The sequence below is a fragment of the Konateibacter massiliensis genome, assembly GCF_900184995.1.
Lineage (GTDB): Bacteria > Bacillota > Clostridia > Lachnospirales > Lachnospiraceae > Lachnotalea > Lachnotalea massiliensis.
The window spans coordinates 274,270-295,557 of the sequence record NZ_LT860098.1 but is presented as its reverse complement, the minus strand read 5'-3'; the positions used below and the strand labels follow the sequence as shown (position 1 = coordinate 295,557).

Sequence of the window (21,288 nt, the reverse complement as noted above, 5' to 3'; positions counted from 1 at the left end):
AGTTATACGAATGAAAAAATTAATAGAGCAGATTATGAAATTTGGAGTAGTTGGCTTTTTGTGCTTCTTTATCGATTATTTCGTATTATTTGCGGTAACAGAGTTTCTGGGAATTAATTATCTTATTTCAAGCGCGATAGCTTTTTCGGTTTCGGTTATTGTAAATTATATCCTTAGTATCACGTTTGTGTTCAGCACCAAAAAGGATGCAAATAAAGTTAAGGAATTTATTGTATTTGTAGTGTTAAGTCTGATTGGACTTGGCATCAATCAAATCATTATGTGGTTTACGGTTGAGAAGGTCGGAATTTATTATATGCTTGCGAAGATAGTTGCAACGGCCATTGTAATGGTTTATAACTTTATCACGAGAAAAATTTTCTTGGAGGATAAAGGGGAAGAATAATTGGAGATGTTTTAGTGAAGAGAAAAAATATAGTTATTATGGTGCTTACGGCATTGCTTATCATTGTGACCGGTATGCTGGGATTTGTACTTGTGCAGCAGGCAGCCGCAAACAAAGCAGTGATGTTGGAAAAAGGGAGTGAGGTAGATCTCATCATGTTCATGGGGCAGAGTAATATGTCTGGAACAGGAGAGAGTGAGAAAGCACCTGCCGTGATTGAAGGGGCAGGTTATGAATTTCGGGCGATTTCAGATCCGACCAGACTATATCCGATTGAGGAACCATTTGGTGAAAATGAGAACAATGTAGACGGGGTGGACGACGAGGATTTAAAAACCGGTTCTTTAGTATCTGCCTTTGTCAATTCCTATTACAGCGGAGCGGGAGTGCCGGTTGTGGCGATATCCGCGTCTGCCGGAGGAAGTACGATTCATTCATGGCGAAAGGACGGAACGATGCTCCCCGATGCGGTGGATCGCTATAATGCCGCAAAAACTTGGCTTACGGAGAATGGATATGTAATCCGCCACAGCTATATGGTATGGCTTCAGGGTGAAAGTGACGGAAACAAGCAGACTTCGAAGGAGGACTACATTGCCTCCATCAAGGACAGTGTCTCGGTTATGCAGGACAATGGAATTGAGAAATGTTTTATTATCCGAATTGGAATTAGGACCGAAGAACCGGGCATGTACGACACGATTATTGAGGCACAGACCGAGCTTTGTAAGGAAAATGAAGACTTTATACTGATATCCACAAAAGCGGTAGAGTTGGAAACATTGGAGCTGATGAGAGATGAGGTGCATTACACGCAGGGCGGACTTAACCTAATAGGCGAGGAAGCGGGGGCCAACATGGCTTATTATGTAAAGACGGGAATGACCCCGGCGCTGTACGATTCAGTTGTGGATGACGTATACAGCGATACGGATACGAAAAGTGCAGAATAGCATCTAATATTTGCCAAGCAAAATGAAGAATGATATAATCATACAGGAAAACATGTAGGAAGACGGAGGTATTTATGAAGGATAGAATTTTATTGTTTATACCCGGATATAATTGTGAAAAACAGATTGTCAGAGTTCTTGGTCAGTTGGATCAGGATATTTTGCAGTACATCGATAAGGTTATCATGGTGAACAACCGAAGTACCGACGGCACAGAGGAAGCTGTGAAGGCGTTTATCGAAGAGAACCCTGCAATTCCGTTGGCACTTCTTCGAAATGACGACAATTACGGCCTTGGAGGCTCCCATAAAGTGGCGTTTGACTATGCGATGTGGGAAAATTTTGATTATGTGATTGTGCTTCACGGAGATGATCAGGGAGATATACACGATTTAAAAGTAGTCCTGAAGAAAAAGCTGTATCAAAAATATGACTGCTGTCTTGGAGCACGCTTTATGAACGGCTCAAAATTAAAGGGATATTCGGCATTTCGTACCTTCGGAAATATCGTTTATAATATGCTGTTTTCCATCGTTGTACAAAAAAGGATTTTTGACCTTGGCTCAGGACTTAATATGTATAGTGTAGATATGCTGAGAGAAAGATTTTATGAGAAATTTCCGGACAATCTGATGTTTAATTACTGCATGATTATGGCGGCAGATTATTATAAGCAAAATATTGTATTTTTCCCGATTTCATGGCGGGAGGATGATCAGGTATCCAACGTAAAGATGGTGAATCAGGCAATTACAGTTCTAAAAATGCTTGGCAGCTACTTTACCGGCAAAAAGAAGTTTATCACAAGCGATATGAGAGAGAGAAGTATAGAAGAATACAGTGCGAAAGTGATAGCAGAAAGTAGGATAGCAGAATCTGATGAAGAGGAATAAGAGAGCGGTTTACTTTTGGGTAAATATCGTGGTCGTCTTGCTGGCGGTTGCATTTGCTAGTCTGAAGACCGAGACCTTTACCGATGTACAACTGAATATGGGAACACAGCTCTTTTATTTAGTGCCGTTGTTTTTAGTAGGCTTTTTCTTTGTGCACCTTGCCAAAATGATGCGCTTTTACCTGATCTTGATGGAGCAGAAGATTAATTTTTTTCGCTTCATTAAAGTCTATATGAAGATTACACTGGTCAATCTGGCACTGCCCTTTAAAATGGGAGAGATTTTTCGAATTTACTGTTATTCTAAAGAGACAAAGGACGGCAAGATTGGAATTTTAAGTGTTGTGATTGACCGTTTGTTTGATACAACGGCACTTCTTGTCATATTAATTCCTTATGACTTTTTGGTGGACAAGCAAATTTCACCTGTGACGCTTATTTTATCTTTGTTTGCAGCAGTGATTGTGTTTTTATACCGCATATTCCTGCCTACCTATTACTATCTGAACAGGTATTTTATTATGAATACAAATTCAAAGCAGGCGGTCAGATGTTTATATATACTGGAAAGCGGCAAGACTTGGTATGATTACATAAGAAGGTTGCTAAAGGGAAGAAGCTCCCTTATCTTTATTTTTTCCTGTGTCGGCTGGATAGCAGAATTTGGCGTGTTAATGTGCATGCAGACGATTTTTCAAAAAGTATTCGGAATCAGCGGCTTTGTGGAATACATCAACTCTATCTTCGGTTTGGGAGATACATGGCTGCTCAACAGCTATACAACAGTAAGCTGCATTATTTTAGCAGTCATTACGGTAAGTGTGTATGGTATTTCTTATCTGAATAGGAGGGAAACTGTTAAATGTTAAAAAAGGTAATTGTAGTATACGATGACACTGTGGTAGCGGACAAGCTGGTAAAAAATATAACAGGTCCTAAGAGCTTTGGAAATACCATATTTAAACGAAAAACGTTAAAAAGAAGAATGACGGAAATGCTTTTGTCAAATAACTTTATTGTAGATGTACTTGACTACAAGGAAGGAGACAAGACAGAGGAACTGGCTGGGGCTTTGAAGGATGCGCCGGCTAATTGCTGTGTCATGCACCTGTATTCCAACTATGGAATCAAAAATATGGAGAATTTTAATCTTCTTCTGGAAAAAGCTCAGTTTATCAATACGAATATTGTAGTAAAGCAGCAGGAGAAAATAATTCTTGCATTATTTACAAGTGTGGAGGAGTACATCAGCTATATTCGGGAATACCAGAATGCACAAGGTGAAATTTTCTTTGACAAGATAAAGGACTATGATGTGATTTATTCAGATTCCCTTGTTGATCTTGGAGAACTGAATAATTTTATGCAATTTATAACGGGTGGTTTTGATGCCAGATTTTTTAATGCTCTTGAGGGAGACGAATATACGGTAACAAAACGCTCCAGCAATAAGAAGAAGATTAAGAGTGAATATGAATTTTACGGACTGCTTCCGGATGAGATGAAAATGTGGTTTGTTATGCCGTTTGCCTATCGGGAAGAGGAAAAATATTCCTCCTATACGATGAAGCGTTATCATATGACCGATATTGCAATCCGCTGGATTCACAATGCCATTAATTTGGAAGAATTTAACGATATTTTAAAGCAGCTGTTCCACTTTGTGACGACGAGGAAGATAAAAAGTGCTTCTCAGGCTGAATATGAGGAGGTTGAAAAAAATCTTTATATCACAAAGGTAAAGGAGAGAATGGAGGAGCTTAAGAAGAGCTCTTACTATACGAAATTTAATCACTTTATCGCTTCCGGAACAAAGTATAGTACCATAGATGAGATTATAGAAAAATACGAAGCACTGTATACAAAAGTGAGACAGAATGTCAAATTAAAGACAGAGTTTGCCATCGGACACGGAGATTTGTGTTTTTCCAACATCCTGTATAACAGGGAGACATCCATACTTATGCTGATTGACCCGAAAGGGGCTTTGAAGGAAGAGGATTTGTGGACCAACCCTTATTACGATATCGCGAAGCTCTCACATTCTATCTGCGGCCGCTATGATTTTTTCAACAGCGGACTTTATGACATTCGGATAGAGGCTGATATGCAGGTTGGGCTTTCTCTGGATTTTCACAATGAGGAATACGTGGAGCTGTTTAAGGAGTATTTGGAGAGAAGCGGTTTTGACTATACGCTGGTGAGAGTGTATGAGGCATCTTTGTTTTTGTCCATGCTTCCGCTGCATATGGATAACCCGCAGAAGGTGTTTGGATTTTTGCTGAATGCAATTAATATATTAGAAGAGGTAGAGGCATGTATACAGGATTAACGTTTGTTTTTGATATAGACGGAACGATTTGTCCGATTAAGAAAAAAAATGAGGAATACATCGATTTGGTTCCTTACAAGGAAATGGTCGAACGGCTGAGAGAATATAGAGATTGTGGGGCAAGAATTGTCTTGTTCACATCGAGAAACATGAACAGCTATAACGGAAATATCGGGCTGATTAATGCCAACACAGCAAAGGTGATGCTTGAATGGCTGGAAAAATGGGATATTCCATATGATGAGATTATCTATGGAAAGCCTTGGCCGGGACACCGCGGATTCTATGTTGATGACCGAGCTGTCCGTCCGGATGAATTTTTAAAATATTCAGAGGAAGAATTGAATGAGATTTGCAGGAGATCAAAGGAGGAGTATGATCGTGAAGGATAAGAAGACTTTTTTAATCGGTGCACTGTCTGGTGCATTGGTTCTCGCGGCAGTAGAAGGGCTTGTCGTGGGAGGAATGGCAGTTTATAATTATTATAGTGAGGAAGCGTTTGAGGCGTCTTTCGAAGAGTCAGTGGAGGATGAACTGGTGGAGGAATCCGCAGGCGTATTTGCTGACAACGGAAATGCCATTATTAAAAGTACGGATGATGCAATACAGATTGAAGTGATTCCGCCGAGTGGTTTCGTGATGCAGGCGGATTATGAGAGTGCATACGGTGCCGGATATGTAAATGCGGACGAGTCAGTGCGGGTGGAATATTACATAGAAAATTATACACTGGATGAGATGAATTCCTTTTATGAATTTGAAAAGGGAATATTTGCATCGGATCCGGATACCTATACAAATGTTTCAGATGAAGCGGTACAGACAATGGAAGTAAACGGTTATCAGGTAAACTATGTTTCCTTGTCCTACACCTATGATGGGACGGAGAACTATACGGAATACTGTGCTTTTGTCATGATAGACGAGGTGACAGAATATATGTGTAATATCTATACGACGACTGGGGCAGCAGGTGAAGAGCTTATCAAAGAATGCTTTCATTCTCAAATTCCGGTTGCGCAATAAGAAAGAGGGCAGACTTGTCAATGAAAAAAGCAGTTTTTATCATTAATATAATAGTATTTGTGCTTGTCTGCACGTTTTTGGTCTTTGGTGTTGAACGAAATGAAGCACTTGATACGAATGTGGGAACGCAGGAATCCATACAAAAAATTGAGGAAAACACAAGCAGCACCACAGAAAATATTTTGCAGAACCTGATGTTCAACGGCGAGGCTCTGCCCTATGATACGGAAACAGCTACCTTTTATCTGCCCCTGTCCATGAAGAATGAAAGTTGGGAGTTTGGAGAACTGTCCGCAGCAGATAAGGGAGTATCTATCTTGTTTGCAGAGGATTTTAGCGAGACAGATAAGCTGACTGCCATTGCCAACAACCAAAGTTTTTCCTTCTTGGCGTTCACGAATGAGGAGCACCGCTATTATAATTTGGTTTTTACGGGGCTTCCGATTATGGATATCACCGTGAACGAAGGCAGTATGGAGGAAAGCGCACAGATTGATATGAGCCTTTACTCTTCCAACACAAAATCTGACTGGGTAAAGCACTCTATGGCAAATCTAAGAGTCAGGGGAAGCACAACCCGCCTTTATCCGAAAAAGTCCTATAAGATGGAGCTTACGAAGTTTGATAACACCGGAAACACGGTGAACAACGATGTTGCTCTTTTGAATATGCGCAAAGACAATGATTGGATTTTATATGCAATGTACAGTGATGCTGAGAAAGTAAGAGATAAGCTGTCCATTGATATCTGGAATGAATTTGGGGCGAATGACAACCCGTTCAGCAGTAATTTCGGAACAAAGCTTGAATATGTCGAGCTTATTGTAAACGGAGCATATTATGGGATTTATGGGCTTATGGAGCCAGTGGATGCCAAGAAGCTGGACATTACAACAGCAAGCTCTGCCGACAGTCAGGAGTACATTTACAAGCGCACATACCCAATGCTGTTATCCCTTGATGAATTTGCGGAGGATTCCGATGTTATAACTCGAGATGGTTTTGAGTTGAAGGGGATAAGCAAGTATGGTGAGATATCACTCAAAAGCTGGGAGCCTCTTATGAATTTTATACGCGTCAACAATCTGGAGGATAGCGAGCAATATCAGGAAGAGATTGAAGACGTAGTTGATATTAACAGTGTGACAAACGCATGGTTATTTTTACAGATTGTATCCGGCACGGACAATCGGGCAAAAAACATGTATTATGTAGCGAAAATGACAAGCGGCGGTATCCGCCTATACTTTGTCCCATGGGATTTGGATTTGACATGGGGAAATGTGAGCAAGGAGGGGACTGATTTATATATAGCTTTTGAGCCGGAAATATTGACAGAATTGGTAAACTGGGAAACCGGTCAGAATGTGATTGATACAAATGCGGGCAACTCTGTTTCCCTTGCAAAAGAAAAGTGGGAGGAGCTTCGAGGAACGATTTTGACGGACGAGACACTGATTGAGCGAATCGAGGAGCTAGAACATACCGTGCTTGGCTCAGGAGCGATGGCACGCGAGACAAAGCGTTGGCCGGATGGAGGACATACGACGGATTACTCTAGTCTGAAGCAGTACGCCCTTGACAAAATGTCTTATCTGGATACTTTTTTTGAGACGCTTGGGGAGGAATAGAGGATGGCAGAAAAATACAGACATGAACTGAAATATGTGTGCAATGAGATGGAACTTTCTGTCATTGCAGGAAGGCTTGCCCCCCTTATGAGCATCGATAAGAATGCGAGAGAAAAAGGCTCTTACAATATCCGAAGTCTTTACTTCGAAGACTATTACAATACTTGCTTTCAGGAAAATGAGGCAGGAACCGATCCAAGAGAAAAATTTAGAATACGGATATACAACGGAAGTACAAAAAGAATTTCCTTGGAGCTTAAAAAGAAGGAAAGAGGCAAGACTTTAAAGGAAGCCTGTCCGCTGACGCTTGAACAATGCAGAATGCTGATGAAGGGGATACCGCTTCCGGTTTCGAGTCAATATGATAAGACGCTGCAAAAGCTCAACCTTTTAATGAGGACAAGGCTGATGCGACCGAGCATTATTGTGGATTACGACCGCGTGCCTTATGTGTGTAAGGATGGTAATGTCCGGGTAACCTTAGATAGAAATGTATCTTCCTCTGTCTATGTGAGCGAATTTTTGAATCCACAAATTAGAAAACGCCCTATCTTACCGGCGGGAAAACATATACTGGAAGTGAAGTATGACGAGTTTATACCCGATTACATCAAGGATAACATGGAGCTTTCTACATTAAGACAAACAGCATTTTCTAAATTCTATCTTTGCAGAATTTATAAATAACAGGAGGGAACTATGAATTTTCAGGACATATTTAAAAAATCATTTTTAGAAGGCTTTGCAAGCTCCGATATCAGCACATCCAAAATTGCAGCAACCATGCTTGTGACATGTGTATTAGCACTTTATGTTTTTGCGATGTACCGTCTTGTGACGAGAAAGACGTTTTATTCCAAGACATTTAATATTGCGATTGCGACGATTGCGGTTATCACGGCAGGAATTATTTTAGCGATGCAGTCAAGCCTTGTCATTTCACTTGGTATGGTAGGTGCGTTGTCTATCGTAAGATTTCGAACTGCGGTCAAGGACCCGCTTGATTTGATTTTCTTGTTTTGGTCTATCAGTGTGGGAATCATATGCGGAGCAGGATTATTTGAGGTAGCGCTTCTCACAAGCATTTTGGTGACAATTGCACTTCTTGGACTTGATTTAATCCCGGTTGCAAAGGCTTCCATGATTTTGGTTGTAAACTGCGAGGATAAGAAAAAGGAAGAAGAGATTCTTGACACGGTAAAGCAGTACACAAAGATTTGTAAAGTAAAATCCAGAAATATTTCAGGAGACAATCTGGATATGATTATTGAAATCAGAACGAAAGAGGAAGCAAAGCTTGCGGCGGAGATTTCTAATCTTTCCAAGGTTTCCTCAGTATCTCTTTTATCCCATGATGGGGAAGTAACATTTTAAGATGGAGGGTTTTATGACAATTGTAATTACGATGGCAGGACTTGGCTCCAGATTTAAAAAGGCAGGCTATACCGTGCCAAAATACATGATTGAGGCACATGGAAAAACATTGTTTGAGTGGTCGATGGAGAGCCTATCCGGATTTTATCAAAAGGGAAACAGCTATGTTTTTATTGTGAGAAAAGAAGATGGATCAAGAGATTTTATCGAAGCGAAATGCAAGGAAATGAATTTTGAAAATGTGACGATAATTGAGATTGATTATCTGACAGACGGACAGGCTACAACGGCGATGCTTGCAAGTGAGTTTTGGGATAAGCAGTCGGAGCTTATGATTTACAACATAGATACCTATGTGGAGGCGGACGAGATGCATGCCTCCCAGATTGCAGGGGATGGCTTTATCCCTTGTTTTCACGCGCCTGGAGATCATTGGAGCTTTGTGAAGCTGAATGCAGACGGCAGTGCCGAGGAGGTGCGGGAGAAGGTCAGAATTTCAGACAACTGCACACTTGGAGCTTACTACTTTAAGAGCTGCGGACTTTATGAGGAGCTGTATCGCGAATACTATTCCTCCGAGGAGAAACTTGAAAAGGGAGAAAAATATGTGGCGCCCCTCTACAACTACCTGATTTCAAAGGGTGGAGACGTTCGGATTTCCATCGTGGATTATAATAAGGTACATGTGCTCGGAACACCGGAGGAGCTGCAAGTATTTATTGATGAGTATACAGCTTAATATATGGAAAAATTGTAACAAGTATAAGGGATAATACAATGAATGTTTGGAATAACAGGAAAAAACTAAATAAGACAGCCCTTCTCATTGCGGTGCTTCACTGGATGATAAGTTTTGCCACGGACCGTTTTGTATTTACTTATCAGTTGTTTGATTTTTCAAATACGGTAGCGCTTGCAAAAGCTGGACTTGCGTGGGGAGCAAAGTTGGCGTTTCTGGTGTTGCTTTTGGTACTGTGGCAGCTAATCTGGTACCATGCTGCCAAGGTGAGAGCGGGTGACAGAGAACTTCGGGGATACTGGAAATATACAGGGATATATTTTTGTGTGATGCTTCTGTTTTTTGTACTGCTTTTTCCAGGGCTTTGGAGGCTTGATGAGTTCGGAATTCTGCGAAATGCAGCGAACATTCTTCCACATTTCTGGCAGGGATATCTGACCTCCGTATTTTACATTTTTGCCCTGATGCTTGTGCCGAATCCGGCGGGAGTTTTGTTTGTGCAAATAGGTGTGATTTCCCTGATTGTTGGTTATGTGATAAATCGATTAAGCATGAGAATAGAGAAGAAAGGGCTTATTTACATGATGTATGTGCCGTTTCTGCTTTTTCCTGTTATTGATTCAAACTTTTATCCAATCCGCATGTCGATTTATGCGTTTTTGGAGCTGCTATTCGCCTTTGAGCTGCTTGATATGAAGCTTGCGAAGAAGGAAATAACAGGCAGGAAAATATGGCTGTTAGCGGCTCTTGCAGGCATCCTGATATGCTGGAGAACCGAGTCAGTATACTATCTGGTGCTGGCACCTGTGACCTTTGCTATCCTGTTTTACAAGGAGACAAAGAGAAAGGCAAAACTTTGGTTTACACTGGCTACCTTCTTGATTGGCGGAGCGCTGATGAGCGTTCAGCTTGTGGGAAACCAGATTGATTCGGGGCAGGAATATGAGCTGACAAGTGTTGTGCTTCCGCTTACGCCTTTGGTTTATGAGGCATATCAAAACGGCGATATGGAAGCGGTGAATACAGTCGATAAGGTGCTTAATACGGATGTGCTGATAAGCGGCTATGAGGCAGGCGAGACGGGAATTTCCATGTATTGGAAAGACGCAGAGCTTGGCTTAAAACGCGATTACAGTACCGAAGATTTTGCCGAAATGAAAAGCACTTATTACAAACTGATTTTAAAATATCCTGCTGTATTCTTACAGGAGAGGTTTGAGACCTTTTTTGGCTCAACCGGAGTACTAAACGATACAGAAAATATGTTTTCCGCGGATGCCAACGCCGGCTATATCAGCTTTCGGGAAAACTATGGTTATAAGGAACCTCCGCTTCGCGCGAGCTTTGTGAAGCTGCTGGAGTTTACGGACAATGTGGCGGTGCACAATGTCGTATACAGCTTTCTGCCGGGAGGTCTGGCACTGCTTGTGACTTGTATCGTGCTGTTATTTCAGCGAAAATGGGGATACTTCTTTATTTGTGGCAGTATTTGTGCTAAAATACCATTAATATTCCTGACAGCACCGTCTAGACTGTTTATGTACTATTACTCTATTTACCTGATTGGAGCGGTTTGGATTGGAATGTTAGTGTTGTACGTCATTGACAGGAGACTTGCGGCAAAACCGCAGAAACCTGTAAAATAAAAGTGGAATGAAAGGCTTTTGACATGGAAGAAAAAAATATCGATGAAAATTGTACGCATACTGAGGCGGATTATTATAAGGACTTGTATTACAAGGAAAAAAAGCAAAACTATGAGCTGACCGTAAAGCTTGAGAAGGCACAGGAAGAAATTGAGTTTTTGGAAGGAAAGCTGAAAAACATCAAGGGAACCTTTATCTGGAAGCTTTCCAAGCCGGCAAGAGTTGTTGTCCATTTTATCATTCGGACAAGGGATAGAATCAGACGCTGCGGAAGCTTAAAGGGCGTGCTGCGCAAAATGAAGCAGAAAATGGCGGAGAGACAGGTCTATGAGCTGTTCGGAACAGCGAGCTTTCCGACCGAGCAGGAAGCGAAGGAGCAGAGAGAGACAAAGTTTGAAAGAGATATCAAATTCAGTATCCTCGTTCCGCTCTACAATACACCGAAAAAATATCTCCATGAGATGATTGATTCCGTTGTAAACCAGACCTACCAAAATTGGGAGCTTTGTCTGGCGGACGGAAGTGATGACAAACACAAATATGTGGCGGAAATCTGTCATGAGTACAACAAAAAGGACAAGAGAATCCTCTATAAAAAGATTGAAAAGAATCTAGGTATATCAGGAAATACGAATGTCTGCTTTGGCATGGCAAGCGGCGAGTATATTGCATTGTTTGACCATGATGATGTGCTCCATCCAAGCGTTTTATATGAAAATATGAAGGTTATCTGTGAAAAAGGAGCAGACTATGTCTATACGGACGAGGCGACTTTCCACGGAAACTCGATTAATAATATGAGTACCATGCACTTTAAATCTGATTTCGCAATCGACACACTGCGAGCAAACAACTATATCTGCCATTTTTCCACGTTTGATGCAAAGCTACTGGAAAAAACAGGGCTGTTTCGGAGTGAATTTGACGGAAGTCAGGACCACGATATGATTTTAAGACTGACAACGGCGGCAAGCAATGTGTGTCATATTCCCAAAATACTGTATTACTGGCGTTCCCACAAAAACTCTGTGGCATCGGATATCAATGCAAAGGTATATGCTATTGATGCGGCAAAGAGAGCTGTTGAGGAGCATTTGCGAGTATGTGGGCTTAAGGGAAGTGCGGAGAGTACAAAGGCATTTCCGACTATTTTTAAAATCAATTATGATATCAAGGATAAACCACTGGTATCTATTATCATTGCAAATAAGGACCATTTGAGCGACCTTGCAAAATGTATTGAGTCTATCAATTATAAATCCACCTATGACAATTATGAAATTATTATTGTGGAGAACAACAGCACAGATGAAAAACTGTTTGAATATTATGAGACCTTGAATCAGATACGAAACATCAAGGTTGTAACTTACGAGGGAGAATTCAATTATTCTGCGATTAATAATCTGGGAGCCTCCCATGCGCAGGGTGAATATATCATTCTGTTGAACAATGACATTGAGGTTATCACCGATAATTGGATAGAAGAGCTTTTGATGTATGCCCAGCGTGATGACGTAGGTGCCGTAGGGGCGAAGCTCTATTACGGAGACGATACCATACAGCATGCCGGTATTGTAATCGGTCTGGGGGCACACAGAAGTGCCGGACATACCCATTACAGACTTCCGAAAGCAAATTTAGGCTATATGGGAAAATTATACTATGCGCAGGATATGTCTGCTGTGACGGGTGCCTGCCTTATGGTGAAAAAAAGCTTATTTGACCAGCTTAACGGCTTAGATGAAAGCTTTGCGGTAGCGCTTAACGACGTGGATTTCTGTCTGCGCCTTAGAGAGCTTGGACTGCTTAATATATTTACACCTTTTGCGGAGCTTTATCACTATGAATCAAAATCAAGAGGCTTGGATGACAAGGAAGAGAAGGCAAAGCGCTACGAGGAAGAGGTAGCCAGATTCAGAGACAGATGGAAGGTGCTGTTAGATGCAGGAGATCCTTACTATAATATAAATTTCTCATTGGACAGTGCAGAATATAAGGTTTTACCGCCTCAAAGAGGATAAGGGTTGAAGGAAAATATGGAAAAGAAGCCAGAAAACAAAAATGTATTTGAGATACTGGGTCAAAAACTTACGACTGACAACGTAAAAAAGGGTGTCAGCTATCTCTCCCAATACGGAATGAAACAGTTTGGCGCTAAGCTGGTAGGGCAGCTTCAAAGAGAGAGTATTGACTATGAGGCATATAAAGCGCAGCACGAGCCGGATGAGAGAAGACTGGAGGAACAAAGGCGGGTGAGCTTTGCCTACAATCCGGTTGTCAGCATTATTGTGCCGATTTATAAGACGCCGGAGAACTTTTTACGGGAAATGATAGAATCCGTTCTGAAGCAGACTTACAAATATGTGGAGCTTTGCATCGCGGACGGCAGCGGAAGTGATGATACAGAGACGGAGGAAATCGTCTCATTCTATGCAAGGAACGACGGCAGAGTAAAATATAAGAAGCTGGAAGAGAATCTTGGGATTTCAGGAAATACAAATGAGGCGCTTAAGATGGCGATGGGGCATTACATCGGACTTTTGGATCACGATGATTTTCTGGCGCCAAACGCTGTGTTTGAAGTGGTAAAGATGATCAATCGGGAAAAGCCGGATGCGGTTTATACCGATGAGGATAAGACGACTACAAACGGAGAACGCTTTTTTGAGCCTCACTTTAAGCCGGATTTTGACTTGGATCTTCTTCGAAGCAACAACTACATCTGCCACTTTTTCGTGGTAAAAAAAGAGATTGCCGATCGTGTAGGAGGTTTTCGACCAGAATTTGACGGCTCGCAGGATTACGATTTTATATTCCGGTGTCTGGAATTGTCCAATACAATTCGGCATATTCCAAAGATTTTATATCACTGGAGGGTACATTCCAATTCGGTTGCGGACAACCCGTCAAGTAAGATGTACGCCTACGATGCGGGAAAGAGGGCAATTGAGGAGCATTTATTAAGGCTTCACATGGATGCCAAGGTCACCAATGCCACAAATCTCGGCTATTACAGGGTGAAGTACGAAATGCAGGAAGACCCGCTGGTGTCTATCGTGGTGCGTGATATGAACAAACCGGGTAATTATCAAAAAGCCGTGAAAATCATATCAAACAATACAAGCTATACGAATTATGAGATTATAAAGGAAGCACAGCTTTTTCGGGCAAAGGGAGAATACATTCTGTTTTACAATGCAGACTTGGTTCCGCTGGATAAGGACTGGCTTATGGAATTAACCTCCCATTGTGCGAGAAGAGAAGTGGGTATCGTGGGCGGAAAAATATATAAGGGCGGCGAGATTTATCGCGCCTGCACGATGATAAATGAAAAAAATGAGACAAAAAAGCTTTTGTGGGCGGGAAAAAATGCTGTGACAAATGAAGGATTCGCGGATGGTGAGATTGTGCAGGAGACGCAGATGTTTACCAAGCTTGCAAGGTGGAATCAGGGGTATTTTTGCAAAGCAATTATCCAGCAGCAGACCGATGCAGTGTCAAGCCTCTGTCTTATGGTAAAAAAGAGCCTGTATTTTGACAACGGCGGCTTTAACAGGGCTTTGGAAAAGGGCTTTGTCTCCATTGACTTTTGCCTGAGAACAAAAAAGGCGGGCTTTAAAATTGTATTTGACCCATATGCTGAATTTGAGTTGAGGGAAAGCTAAATGAAAACAGAGAAAAAACAGGTATCCATTGTTATACCTAATTTTAATGGGATAAAGTTTATTGCAAACTGCCTGAAATCATTGGATAGACAGACCTTCCAGGATTTTGAAACAATTGTGGTGGACAACGGCTCAACGGACGGAAGTCTTGAGGTGGTCGCAGAGCAATTTGAATCGGTTAGGCTTGTAAAGCTTGATAAAAACTACGGTTTTTGTATGGCAGTTAATGAAGGCATCAAGGCCTCCGATGCAGAATATGTGATACTTTTGAACAATGATACGGTGGCGCAGGCAGGTTTCATAGAGGAATTGGTGAAAGCGGTAGAGAGTTCCGGGCAGATTTTTTCCTGCTCGTCTAAGATGCTTCAGCTATACGATAAAGAGCTGATTGACGATACGGGTGACTATTACTGTGCACTTGGCTGGGCATACACCAGAGGAAAGGGAAAATCAGCAGAACTTTTTGATGCAGATGCTAAGATTTTTGCAGCGTGCGGCGGCGCCTCCATTTATAGAAGAGAGGTATTCGAGAAAATCGGATATTTTGATGAGGCACATTTTGCCTACTTAGAAGATATTGATATCGGCTATCGTGCAAAAATTCACGGCTACCAAAATACTTACGCTTCAAAAGCTATTGTTTATCATGCGGGAAGCGCATCAAGCGGTTCCAGATACAATGAATTTAAGGTAAAACTAGCATCTAGGAACAGCATTTACTTAGTTTATAAAAATATGCCGTGGATTCAGATCGTATTGAATTTACCATTTTTGCTGGCAGGCTTTCTGATAAAAACTATATTTTTTGCAAGAAAAGGCTTTGGAAAAACTTATGTAAACGGGCTGCTTGAGGGCATGAAAAAAGCAAGAGGTCTGAAAAAGGTACCGTTTTGTGCAGCAAACCTTGGAAACTATGTGGTGATACAGTGGGAATTGTGGGTGAATGTATTGAGGCGGTTGGTGAGTTAGTTATGGTTTTGCCATGCCATTCATAATTTGGCTTTGCGCTCTGTGAGCAAGCTACCGGGTGTAAAGTGCATATTGGTTGGTTATGGTTTTGCCATGCCATGAATAATTTGGCTTTGCCAAATTATTCATGCGGGCGTTCCGCCCTATAGAAAGATTTATACACATTGTGCTTTGTGAGCAAGCTCCCCGCACAAAGTGCATAAATCTTTCTGCATGGCAGAATGGTATGCATGTTAAGAAAAGATTAAATAATCGTTAAGAAAATTATATTGCGTAGAATTGACGAATACTGTATGATAGGTTTTATGGTATTACTATATATAAAATGGGTAGAATGGGTGAAAACAGTTGATAAAAGATAATCAGAAATATTTTAACAGACTGCATGTGTTGCTGGATGCATTTATTGTTGCGGGAAGCTATGCATTTTCATGGTATTTTCGTTTTAAAATTATACCGGTGCTTGCTGAGATATTCCCGATACTAAATAGGTTCTTCAGATATACGGTGCCGGCATCGGAGATTTATTTCTCTGCTATGGTTTTTGTGGTGCCGTGCTATATTATACTGTATTTTATATTCAATTTATACACTTCAAAGCGGATGCAGCGAAGAAAAACAGAATTTTACAATATAATAAAGGCGAATCTTGCGGGACTTGTCGGATTTATGGTTATACTATATTATATCCGTGAAGAAGATTTCTCGCGTGGTTTGATTTTTATCTTTTGCGGGTTTAATATTATAGCGGAAACTGTATTTCGAAATGCAGTCAGATACCTTCTGCGAAACATCAGAACAAAGGGCTTTAATCTGCGTCATGTTCTTTTAGTCGGCTACAGCCGTGCTGCGGAGGAATATATAGACAGAGTAAATGCAAATCCGCAGTGGGGTTATGTGATACGTGGTATTTTAGATGATACGGCAGAACGCGGAAACCAGTACAAAGGAGTAAAGGTAATCGGCTGTATTGAGGATTTGGGTATTATCCTGCCGGAAAATAAGCTGGATGAAATTGCCATTACTTTAAGCCTGTTAGAATATGCCAAATTGGAGCAAATTGTAAATCAATGTGAGAAATCGGGTGTTCATACGAAATTTATTCCGGATTACAATCAGGTAATACCAAATCGTCCATATACGGAGGATTTGCTGGGGCTGCCGGTTATTAATATCAGGCATGTTCCGCTTACCAATACCTTCAACATGATTGTAAAGAGAATCATTGATTTAGCCGGTTCCCTATTTTTGATTGTGGTAACTTCACCGATTATGCTTCTTATAGCAATATTGGTAAAAATGACGTCACCGGGACCGCTTATCTACAGTCAGGAGCGTGTGGGGCTTCATAACAAGCCATTTAAAATGTACAAGTTCCGCTCTATGGAGGTTCAGGCTCCAAGCGAAGAAAAAACAAAGTTTACCGTACCAAACGACCCGAGAGTGACGAAGGTAGGTAAATTTATCAGAAAGACAAGCATTGATGAATTTCCGCAATTTTTCAACGTACTGTTCGGGGATATGAGCTTGGTAGGACCGAGACCGGAGCGTCCGTTCTTCGTGGAAAAATTCAGGGAAGAAATTCCGAGATATATGGTAAAGCATCAGGTCAGACCGGGAATCACCGGCTGGGCACAGATAAATGGATATAGAGGAAATACTTCAATCCGTAAGAGAATTGAATATGACCTTTATTATATAGAAAATTGGACCCTTGGTTTTGATTTTAAAATATTGTTTTTGACGATATTTAAAGGGTTCATCAATAAAAATGCATATTAAGAAAGGTATGGGATAAAATGACGAAAAATACTGGAAAAACTTCCGGCAAGACGGTGAATAAGGCTTCGACCGGAAAGAAAATCAGTAAGAAGGCAGCGGCGGCAAAGAAAAAGAAAAGAAGGGTTCTTTTTGCAATAGAAGCGATTGTGCTTTTAGTGCTGATTGTCGCAGTGTATGTAATGGGCAAGTTTGACAAGTTGGATAAGTCCGTTGATGTCAATGAAGAAAATCTGACTGTAAATGAGGGTATTGAGAATATTGAGGGAGTTTCGGAAGGATACACGAATATCGCGTTGTTTGGATTGGATTCCAGAGAAAACGGTGCTTTCGGAAAGGGAAACCGTTCTGATACCATGATTATTGCAAGCATTAACAATAAAACAGGTGATGTTAAGCTGGCTTCCGTTTATCGTGATACCTATTTAAATCTTTCTGACGATTCATATCGAAAGGCAAATGAGGCATATTTTTATGGCGGTCCTGAGCAGGCAATCAAAATGCTCAACATGAATCTGGATTTAAATATCACAAAATATGTAGCAGTTGACTTTAATGCAGTTGTTACAGTTGTTGATCTGCTCGGCGGCATTGAAATTGATGTGCAGGAAGATGAGATTGATCATTTGAACAACTATACAGTTGAAACTTCGGCAGTTACAGGAGTTACAACAACAAAGCTGACCAAGACAGGGCTTCAGACACTTGACGGTGTCCAAGCGGTATCCTATGCAAGAATCCGTTATACAGACGGCGGTGATTATAAGAGAACGGAGAGACAGCGTTTAATTATTGAGAAAATCGCAGAAAAGGCAAAAAAAGTTGACTTGGTAACCTTGAATAATATTGTAGATAAGGTACTTCCTAATATCTCAACAAATTTAACCACAACAGAATTGGCTGGATTTGCAGCAAGTGCAGCAAAATACAATCTTGCAGACCAGACAGGTTTCCCATTTGACAAGACGACAAAGAACTGGAAAAAATCAATCGGTGATGTTGTAGTGCCAATCACGCTCGAAACAAATGTTTCACAGCTTCACACATTCCTTTTTGGAGATGAGAGCTATGCACCTTCTTCTACCGTACAGGCAATTAGTAAGAGGGTTGTTGAAGATACAGGAATTTCTAAGTAAAAGAATAATACACGTGAAAAAAGTAAACGTTATTTCCATAAATGGAATGCGTTTACTTTTTCCATGATGTGGGTTAAAATACAAAGGAAGAAAATGAATAATAGGAGCCTTTATGAATAGAAAGATAGTAGATGTGATAATTCCAACTTATAAGCCTGACGAGACATTCGACAGACTGATGAAAAGATTAAGCCGGCAGACCTACCCCGTCCGCTCTATTTATATTGTCAACACGGAAGAGAAATTTTTCAGACCGGAGTATGTGAAAGACTATCCTAATGTTTTAGTGGAACATATCAGTCAGCAAAAATTTGATCATGGCGGAACAAGGGATATGGCGGCAAGAAAATCCGATGCGGATATCGTTGTATTTATGACGCAGGATGCGATGCCGGAGGATGAGTTTGTCATTGAAAAGCTCACGGAATGTTTTGATGACAGCGATATAGGAGCCGCCTATGCCAGACAGCTTCCCGCAGACGATTGCAACGAAATTGAGCGCTTTACAAGAAGCTTTAATTATCCTGAGAAAAGCAGCGTAAAATCGCTGGCGGACATTGATCGGCTGGGGATTAAAACATATTTTTGCTCCAATGTATGTGCGGCATATGAAAAAGAGCTGTATACAAGCCTTGGAGGCTTTATCCGGCATACCATCTTTAACGAGGATATGATTTTTGCTTCCAAAATTATACGTTCGGGAAAGAAGATTGCTTACTGCGCCGAGGCGAGAGTGGTTCATTCTCACAATTATACAAACAAACAGCAGCTAAAGCGAAATTTTGATCTTGGTGTGTCACAGCAGGACAATGCGGATGCATTTTATGGATTAAAATCAGAAGGAGAGGGCATCAAACTTGTTATGCAGACAGCAAAGCACTGTTTTAAAATCAAAAAGCCTTTCCTTATATTTGATTTATTTTTTAAGAGCGGCTTCAAATATATTGGCTATTGGCTTGGAAAGCATTATGCGAGCCTTCCGCAGTGGTTAATTTACCGATTGACAATGAATCTGGAATATTGGAATTAAGACAAATTTTCTTTTAAATTTTGTCACAATTTAATCACAAATGATTGCTACACTAAAGAAAATAAAACATAAGCAAGCAAAGTGTTTAAATAAAAAAATATAAAAGGAGAAATCAGTATGTTTGAAGATAACAATGAAAACAAGATCGGTAATGAAGAGCTAAACAAGAACGAGAGCCAGAGCAATCGAAAAGTATTTAATTATTACGATGATGACGACAGCAGCTCATCTGATGAGGCAACGAAGGAGAGCAGTGCGACAAGCGAGAGCGATAACGGATACAGCCGCTCCTACTATAGATCATCTTATGACAACTTATATTCCAGTCAGCCGTCAGGAGATGGCAAGAAGCCAAAGAAAAACAAAAGCGGCTTTGGCAAAAAGCTTGCAGTTGTTGCCTCACTTGCGATAGTAGGAGGAGGACTTGCAGGAGCTTCCTTTGAAGGGGTAAGATACCTTACAAGCAGTTTAAACCAGACAGAGGTTGCATCGGTTAGTTTGCAGCAAACGGAGGGTGACAGCACGAATGGTGAAGAGGTACAAAGCACGGTCGGAAATGAGACAACAATTGCGTCAACAGAGACAACACAGTTGGCGACGACTGTAACGGATGTCTCAAGTGTTGTGGAAACAGTTATGCCAAGTGTAGTATCCATTACCAATATGTCAACAACGCAGATTGAAGTTCCAAGCTATTTTGGAGGCTATGGCAGCCAGGGCGGAAATGTGTACGAGCAAGAGCAGGAATCAAGCGGTTCCGGTATTATTATCGCTCAGAACGATACAGAGCTTTTAATTGTAACAAATAATCACGTTGTTGCCGATGCGACTACTTTATCGGTAGGCTTTGCCGATGGAAGTATCGTAGATGCGAAAATAAAGGGTACGGATGCTGACAGCGATTTAGCTGTAATTGCAGTACCATTGGAAAACATTGAGAGCAGTACATTAGAATCTGTTAAAATAGCAGAACTTGGTGATTCGAGCCAGTTAAAGGTTGGAGAAGCAGCAATTGCAATCGGAAATGCATTGGGCTATGGACAGTCTGTAACAACAGGTGTTATCAGTGCCGTAGACAGAGAAGTAACCGTTGACAATGTAACAAACAGTCTGATTCAGACAGATGCAGCAATCAATCCAGGAAACAGTGGCGGCGCTTTACTTAATATGTCAGGACAGGTAATTGGTATTAATTCGGTAAAATATTCCTCCACAGAGGTAGAGGGTATGGGATATGCAATTCCGATTTCCACAGCAATCCCGATTATCAATGAGTTGGTTACAAAGGAGACAAGAGATAAAGTAGATACAGCAGATACCGGATACCTTGGAATTGCAGGTGTAGACGTATCAGAGGAAGCAGCAAGCACCTATAATATGCCAACTGGTGTATATGTAGCGCAGGTAGTAGAAGGTGGAGCCGCTGAGGCAGCAGGTATCCAGAAAGGTGATATTATCACGAAGTTTGATGGAAGCAGCGTATCCTCCATGGAAAGCTTGCAAGACACCCTTCAGTATTATGCAGCAGGAACCACGGTAACAATTACAGTGCAGACTGCACAAAATGGTGAATATCAGGAGAAAGAGCTAAGCGTAACATTAGGACGTAAGGTACAGTAAATTCGTTTTATAATAATATAAAAACTGCATTTTGTTTGAGCTTGCTCGAGCAAAATGCAGTTTTTTGTCCATTCACGCTCTCAGGTT

At 41.1% G+C, this 21,288-nt stretch carries 19 protein-coding genes; all 19 read left to right on the top strand.

The window, feature by feature from the left end:
• Positions 1-10 precede the first annotated feature (10 nt).
• The 19 genes from CTY48_RS02750 to CTY48_RS02660 all read left to right on the top strand — a co-directional run bounded on the left by CTY48_RS02750 (position 11) and on the right by CTY48_RS02660 (position 21,201).
• Positions 11-406, top strand: coding sequence for a GtrA family protein (locus CTY48_RS02750; RefSeq protein ID WP_099466989.1), 396 nt, complete (start codon positions 11-13; stop codon positions 404-406).
• 14 nt (positions 407-420) lie between these two features.
• Positions 421-1,359, top strand: a complete 939-nt coding sequence (locus CTY48_RS02745; protein ID WP_099466988.1) for a sialate O-acetylesterase — start codon at positions 421-423, stop codon at positions 1,357-1,359.
• A gap of 74 nt (positions 1,360-1,433) precedes the next feature.
• Entirely contained in the window at positions 1,434-2,252 is an 819-nt protein-coding gene (locus tag CTY48_RS02740) for a glycosyltransferase family 2 protein (RefSeq protein WP_099466987.1), read from the top strand.
• Positions 2,239-3,120, top strand: a complete 882-nt coding sequence (locus tag CTY48_RS02735) for a lysylphosphatidylglycerol synthase domain-containing protein (RefSeq protein ID WP_099466986.1) — start codon at positions 2,239-2,241, stop codon at positions 3,118-3,120. The genes CTY48_RS02740 and CTY48_RS02735 overlap by 14 nt, the downstream gene beginning before the upstream one ends.
• Positions 3,114-4,583 (top strand): hypothetical protein, encoded by a 1,470-nt coding sequence (locus tag CTY48_RS02730; RefSeq protein WP_099466985.1) that lies wholly within the window; start codon positions 3,114-3,116, stop codon positions 4,581-4,583. The genes CTY48_RS02735 and CTY48_RS02730 overlap by 7 nt, the downstream gene beginning before the upstream one ends.
• On the top strand, positions 4,568-4,975 hold the full coding sequence (locus CTY48_RS02725) for an HAD family hydrolase (protein ID WP_099466984.1): 408 nt from the start codon (positions 4,568-4,570) through the stop codon (positions 4,973-4,975). The genes CTY48_RS02730 and CTY48_RS02725 overlap by 16 nt, the downstream gene beginning before the upstream one ends.
• Positions 4,965-5,609, top strand: coding sequence for a hypothetical protein (locus tag CTY48_RS02720; RefSeq protein WP_143452684.1), 645 nt, complete (start codon positions 4,965-4,967; stop codon positions 5,607-5,609). Before CTY48_RS02725 ends, CTY48_RS02720 begins: the two co-directional genes overlap by 11 nt.
• Positions 5,610-5,629: 20 nt before the next feature.
• The gene (locus tag CTY48_RS02715; RefSeq protein ID WP_180272620.1) at positions 5,630-7,240 is read left to right on the top strand and encodes a CotH kinase family protein; all 1,611 of its coding nucleotides are present in this window, start codon (positions 5,630-5,632) and stop codon (positions 7,238-7,240) included.
• Positions 7,241-7,243: 3 nt separating this feature from the next.
• Positions 7,244-7,927 carry a polyphosphate polymerase domain-containing protein gene (locus CTY48_RS02710; RefSeq protein WP_099466981.1) on the top strand — a complete coding sequence of 228 codons (684 nt, stop codon included), beginning with the start codon at positions 7,244-7,246 and terminating at the stop codon, positions 7,925-7,927.
• Between the two features lie 12 nt (positions 7,928-7,939).
• Positions 7,940-8,614, top strand: a complete 675-nt coding sequence (locus CTY48_RS02705) for a DUF4956 domain-containing protein (protein ID WP_099466980.1) — start codon at positions 7,940-7,942, stop codon at positions 8,612-8,614.
• A 13-nt stretch (positions 8,615-8,627) separates the two neighbouring features.
• Positions 8,628-9,353, top strand: coding sequence for a glycosyltransferase family 2 protein (locus tag CTY48_RS02700; protein WP_236354707.1), 726 nt, complete (start codon positions 8,628-8,630; stop codon positions 9,351-9,353).
• A gap of 38 nt (positions 9,354-9,391) precedes the next feature.
• On the top strand, positions 9,392-10,999 hold the full coding sequence (locus tag CTY48_RS02695) for a hypothetical protein (RefSeq protein ID WP_099466978.1): 1,608 nt from the start codon (positions 9,392-9,394) through the stop codon (positions 10,997-10,999).
• 23 nt (positions 11,000-11,022) lie between these two features.
• Positions 11,023-13,023: a glycosyltransferase family 2 protein gene (locus CTY48_RS02690; protein ID WP_099466977.1), complete on the top strand. Its 2,001-nt coding sequence runs from the start codon at positions 11,023-11,025 to the stop codon at positions 13,021-13,023.
• 15 nt (positions 13,024-13,038) lie between these two features.
• On the top strand, positions 13,039-14,667 hold the full coding sequence (locus tag CTY48_RS02685) for a glycosyltransferase (protein WP_143452683.1): 1,629 nt from the start codon (positions 13,039-13,041) through the stop codon (positions 14,665-14,667).
• Positions 14,668-15,636 carry a glycosyltransferase family 2 protein gene (locus CTY48_RS02680; RefSeq protein ID WP_099466975.1) on the top strand — a complete coding sequence of 323 codons (969 nt, stop codon included), beginning with the start codon at positions 14,668-14,670 and terminating at the stop codon, positions 15,634-15,636.
• Positions 15,637-15,984: 348 nt separating this feature from the next.
• Positions 15,985-17,418, top strand: coding sequence for an undecaprenyl-phosphate glucose phosphotransferase (locus tag CTY48_RS02675; RefSeq protein ID WP_099466974.1), 1,434 nt, complete (start codon positions 15,985-15,987; stop codon positions 17,416-17,418).
• A 17-nt stretch (positions 17,419-17,435) separates the two neighbouring features.
• Positions 17,436-18,551, top strand: a complete 1,116-nt coding sequence (locus CTY48_RS02670; protein ID WP_099466973.1) for an LCP family protein — start codon at positions 17,436-17,438, stop codon at positions 18,549-18,551.
• Positions 18,552-18,663: 112 nt separating this feature from the next.
• The gene (locus CTY48_RS02665; RefSeq protein ID WP_099466972.1) at positions 18,664-19,581 is read left to right on the top strand and encodes a glycosyltransferase; all 918 of its coding nucleotides are present in this window, start codon (positions 18,664-18,666) and stop codon (positions 19,579-19,581) included.
• A gap of 117 nt (positions 19,582-19,698) precedes the next feature.
• Complete coding sequence (locus CTY48_RS02660; protein WP_099466971.1) at positions 19,699-21,201, top strand: S1C family serine protease; 1,503 nt, start codon at positions 19,699-19,701, stop codon at positions 21,199-21,201.
• Positions 21,202-21,288 lie beyond the last annotated feature (87 nt).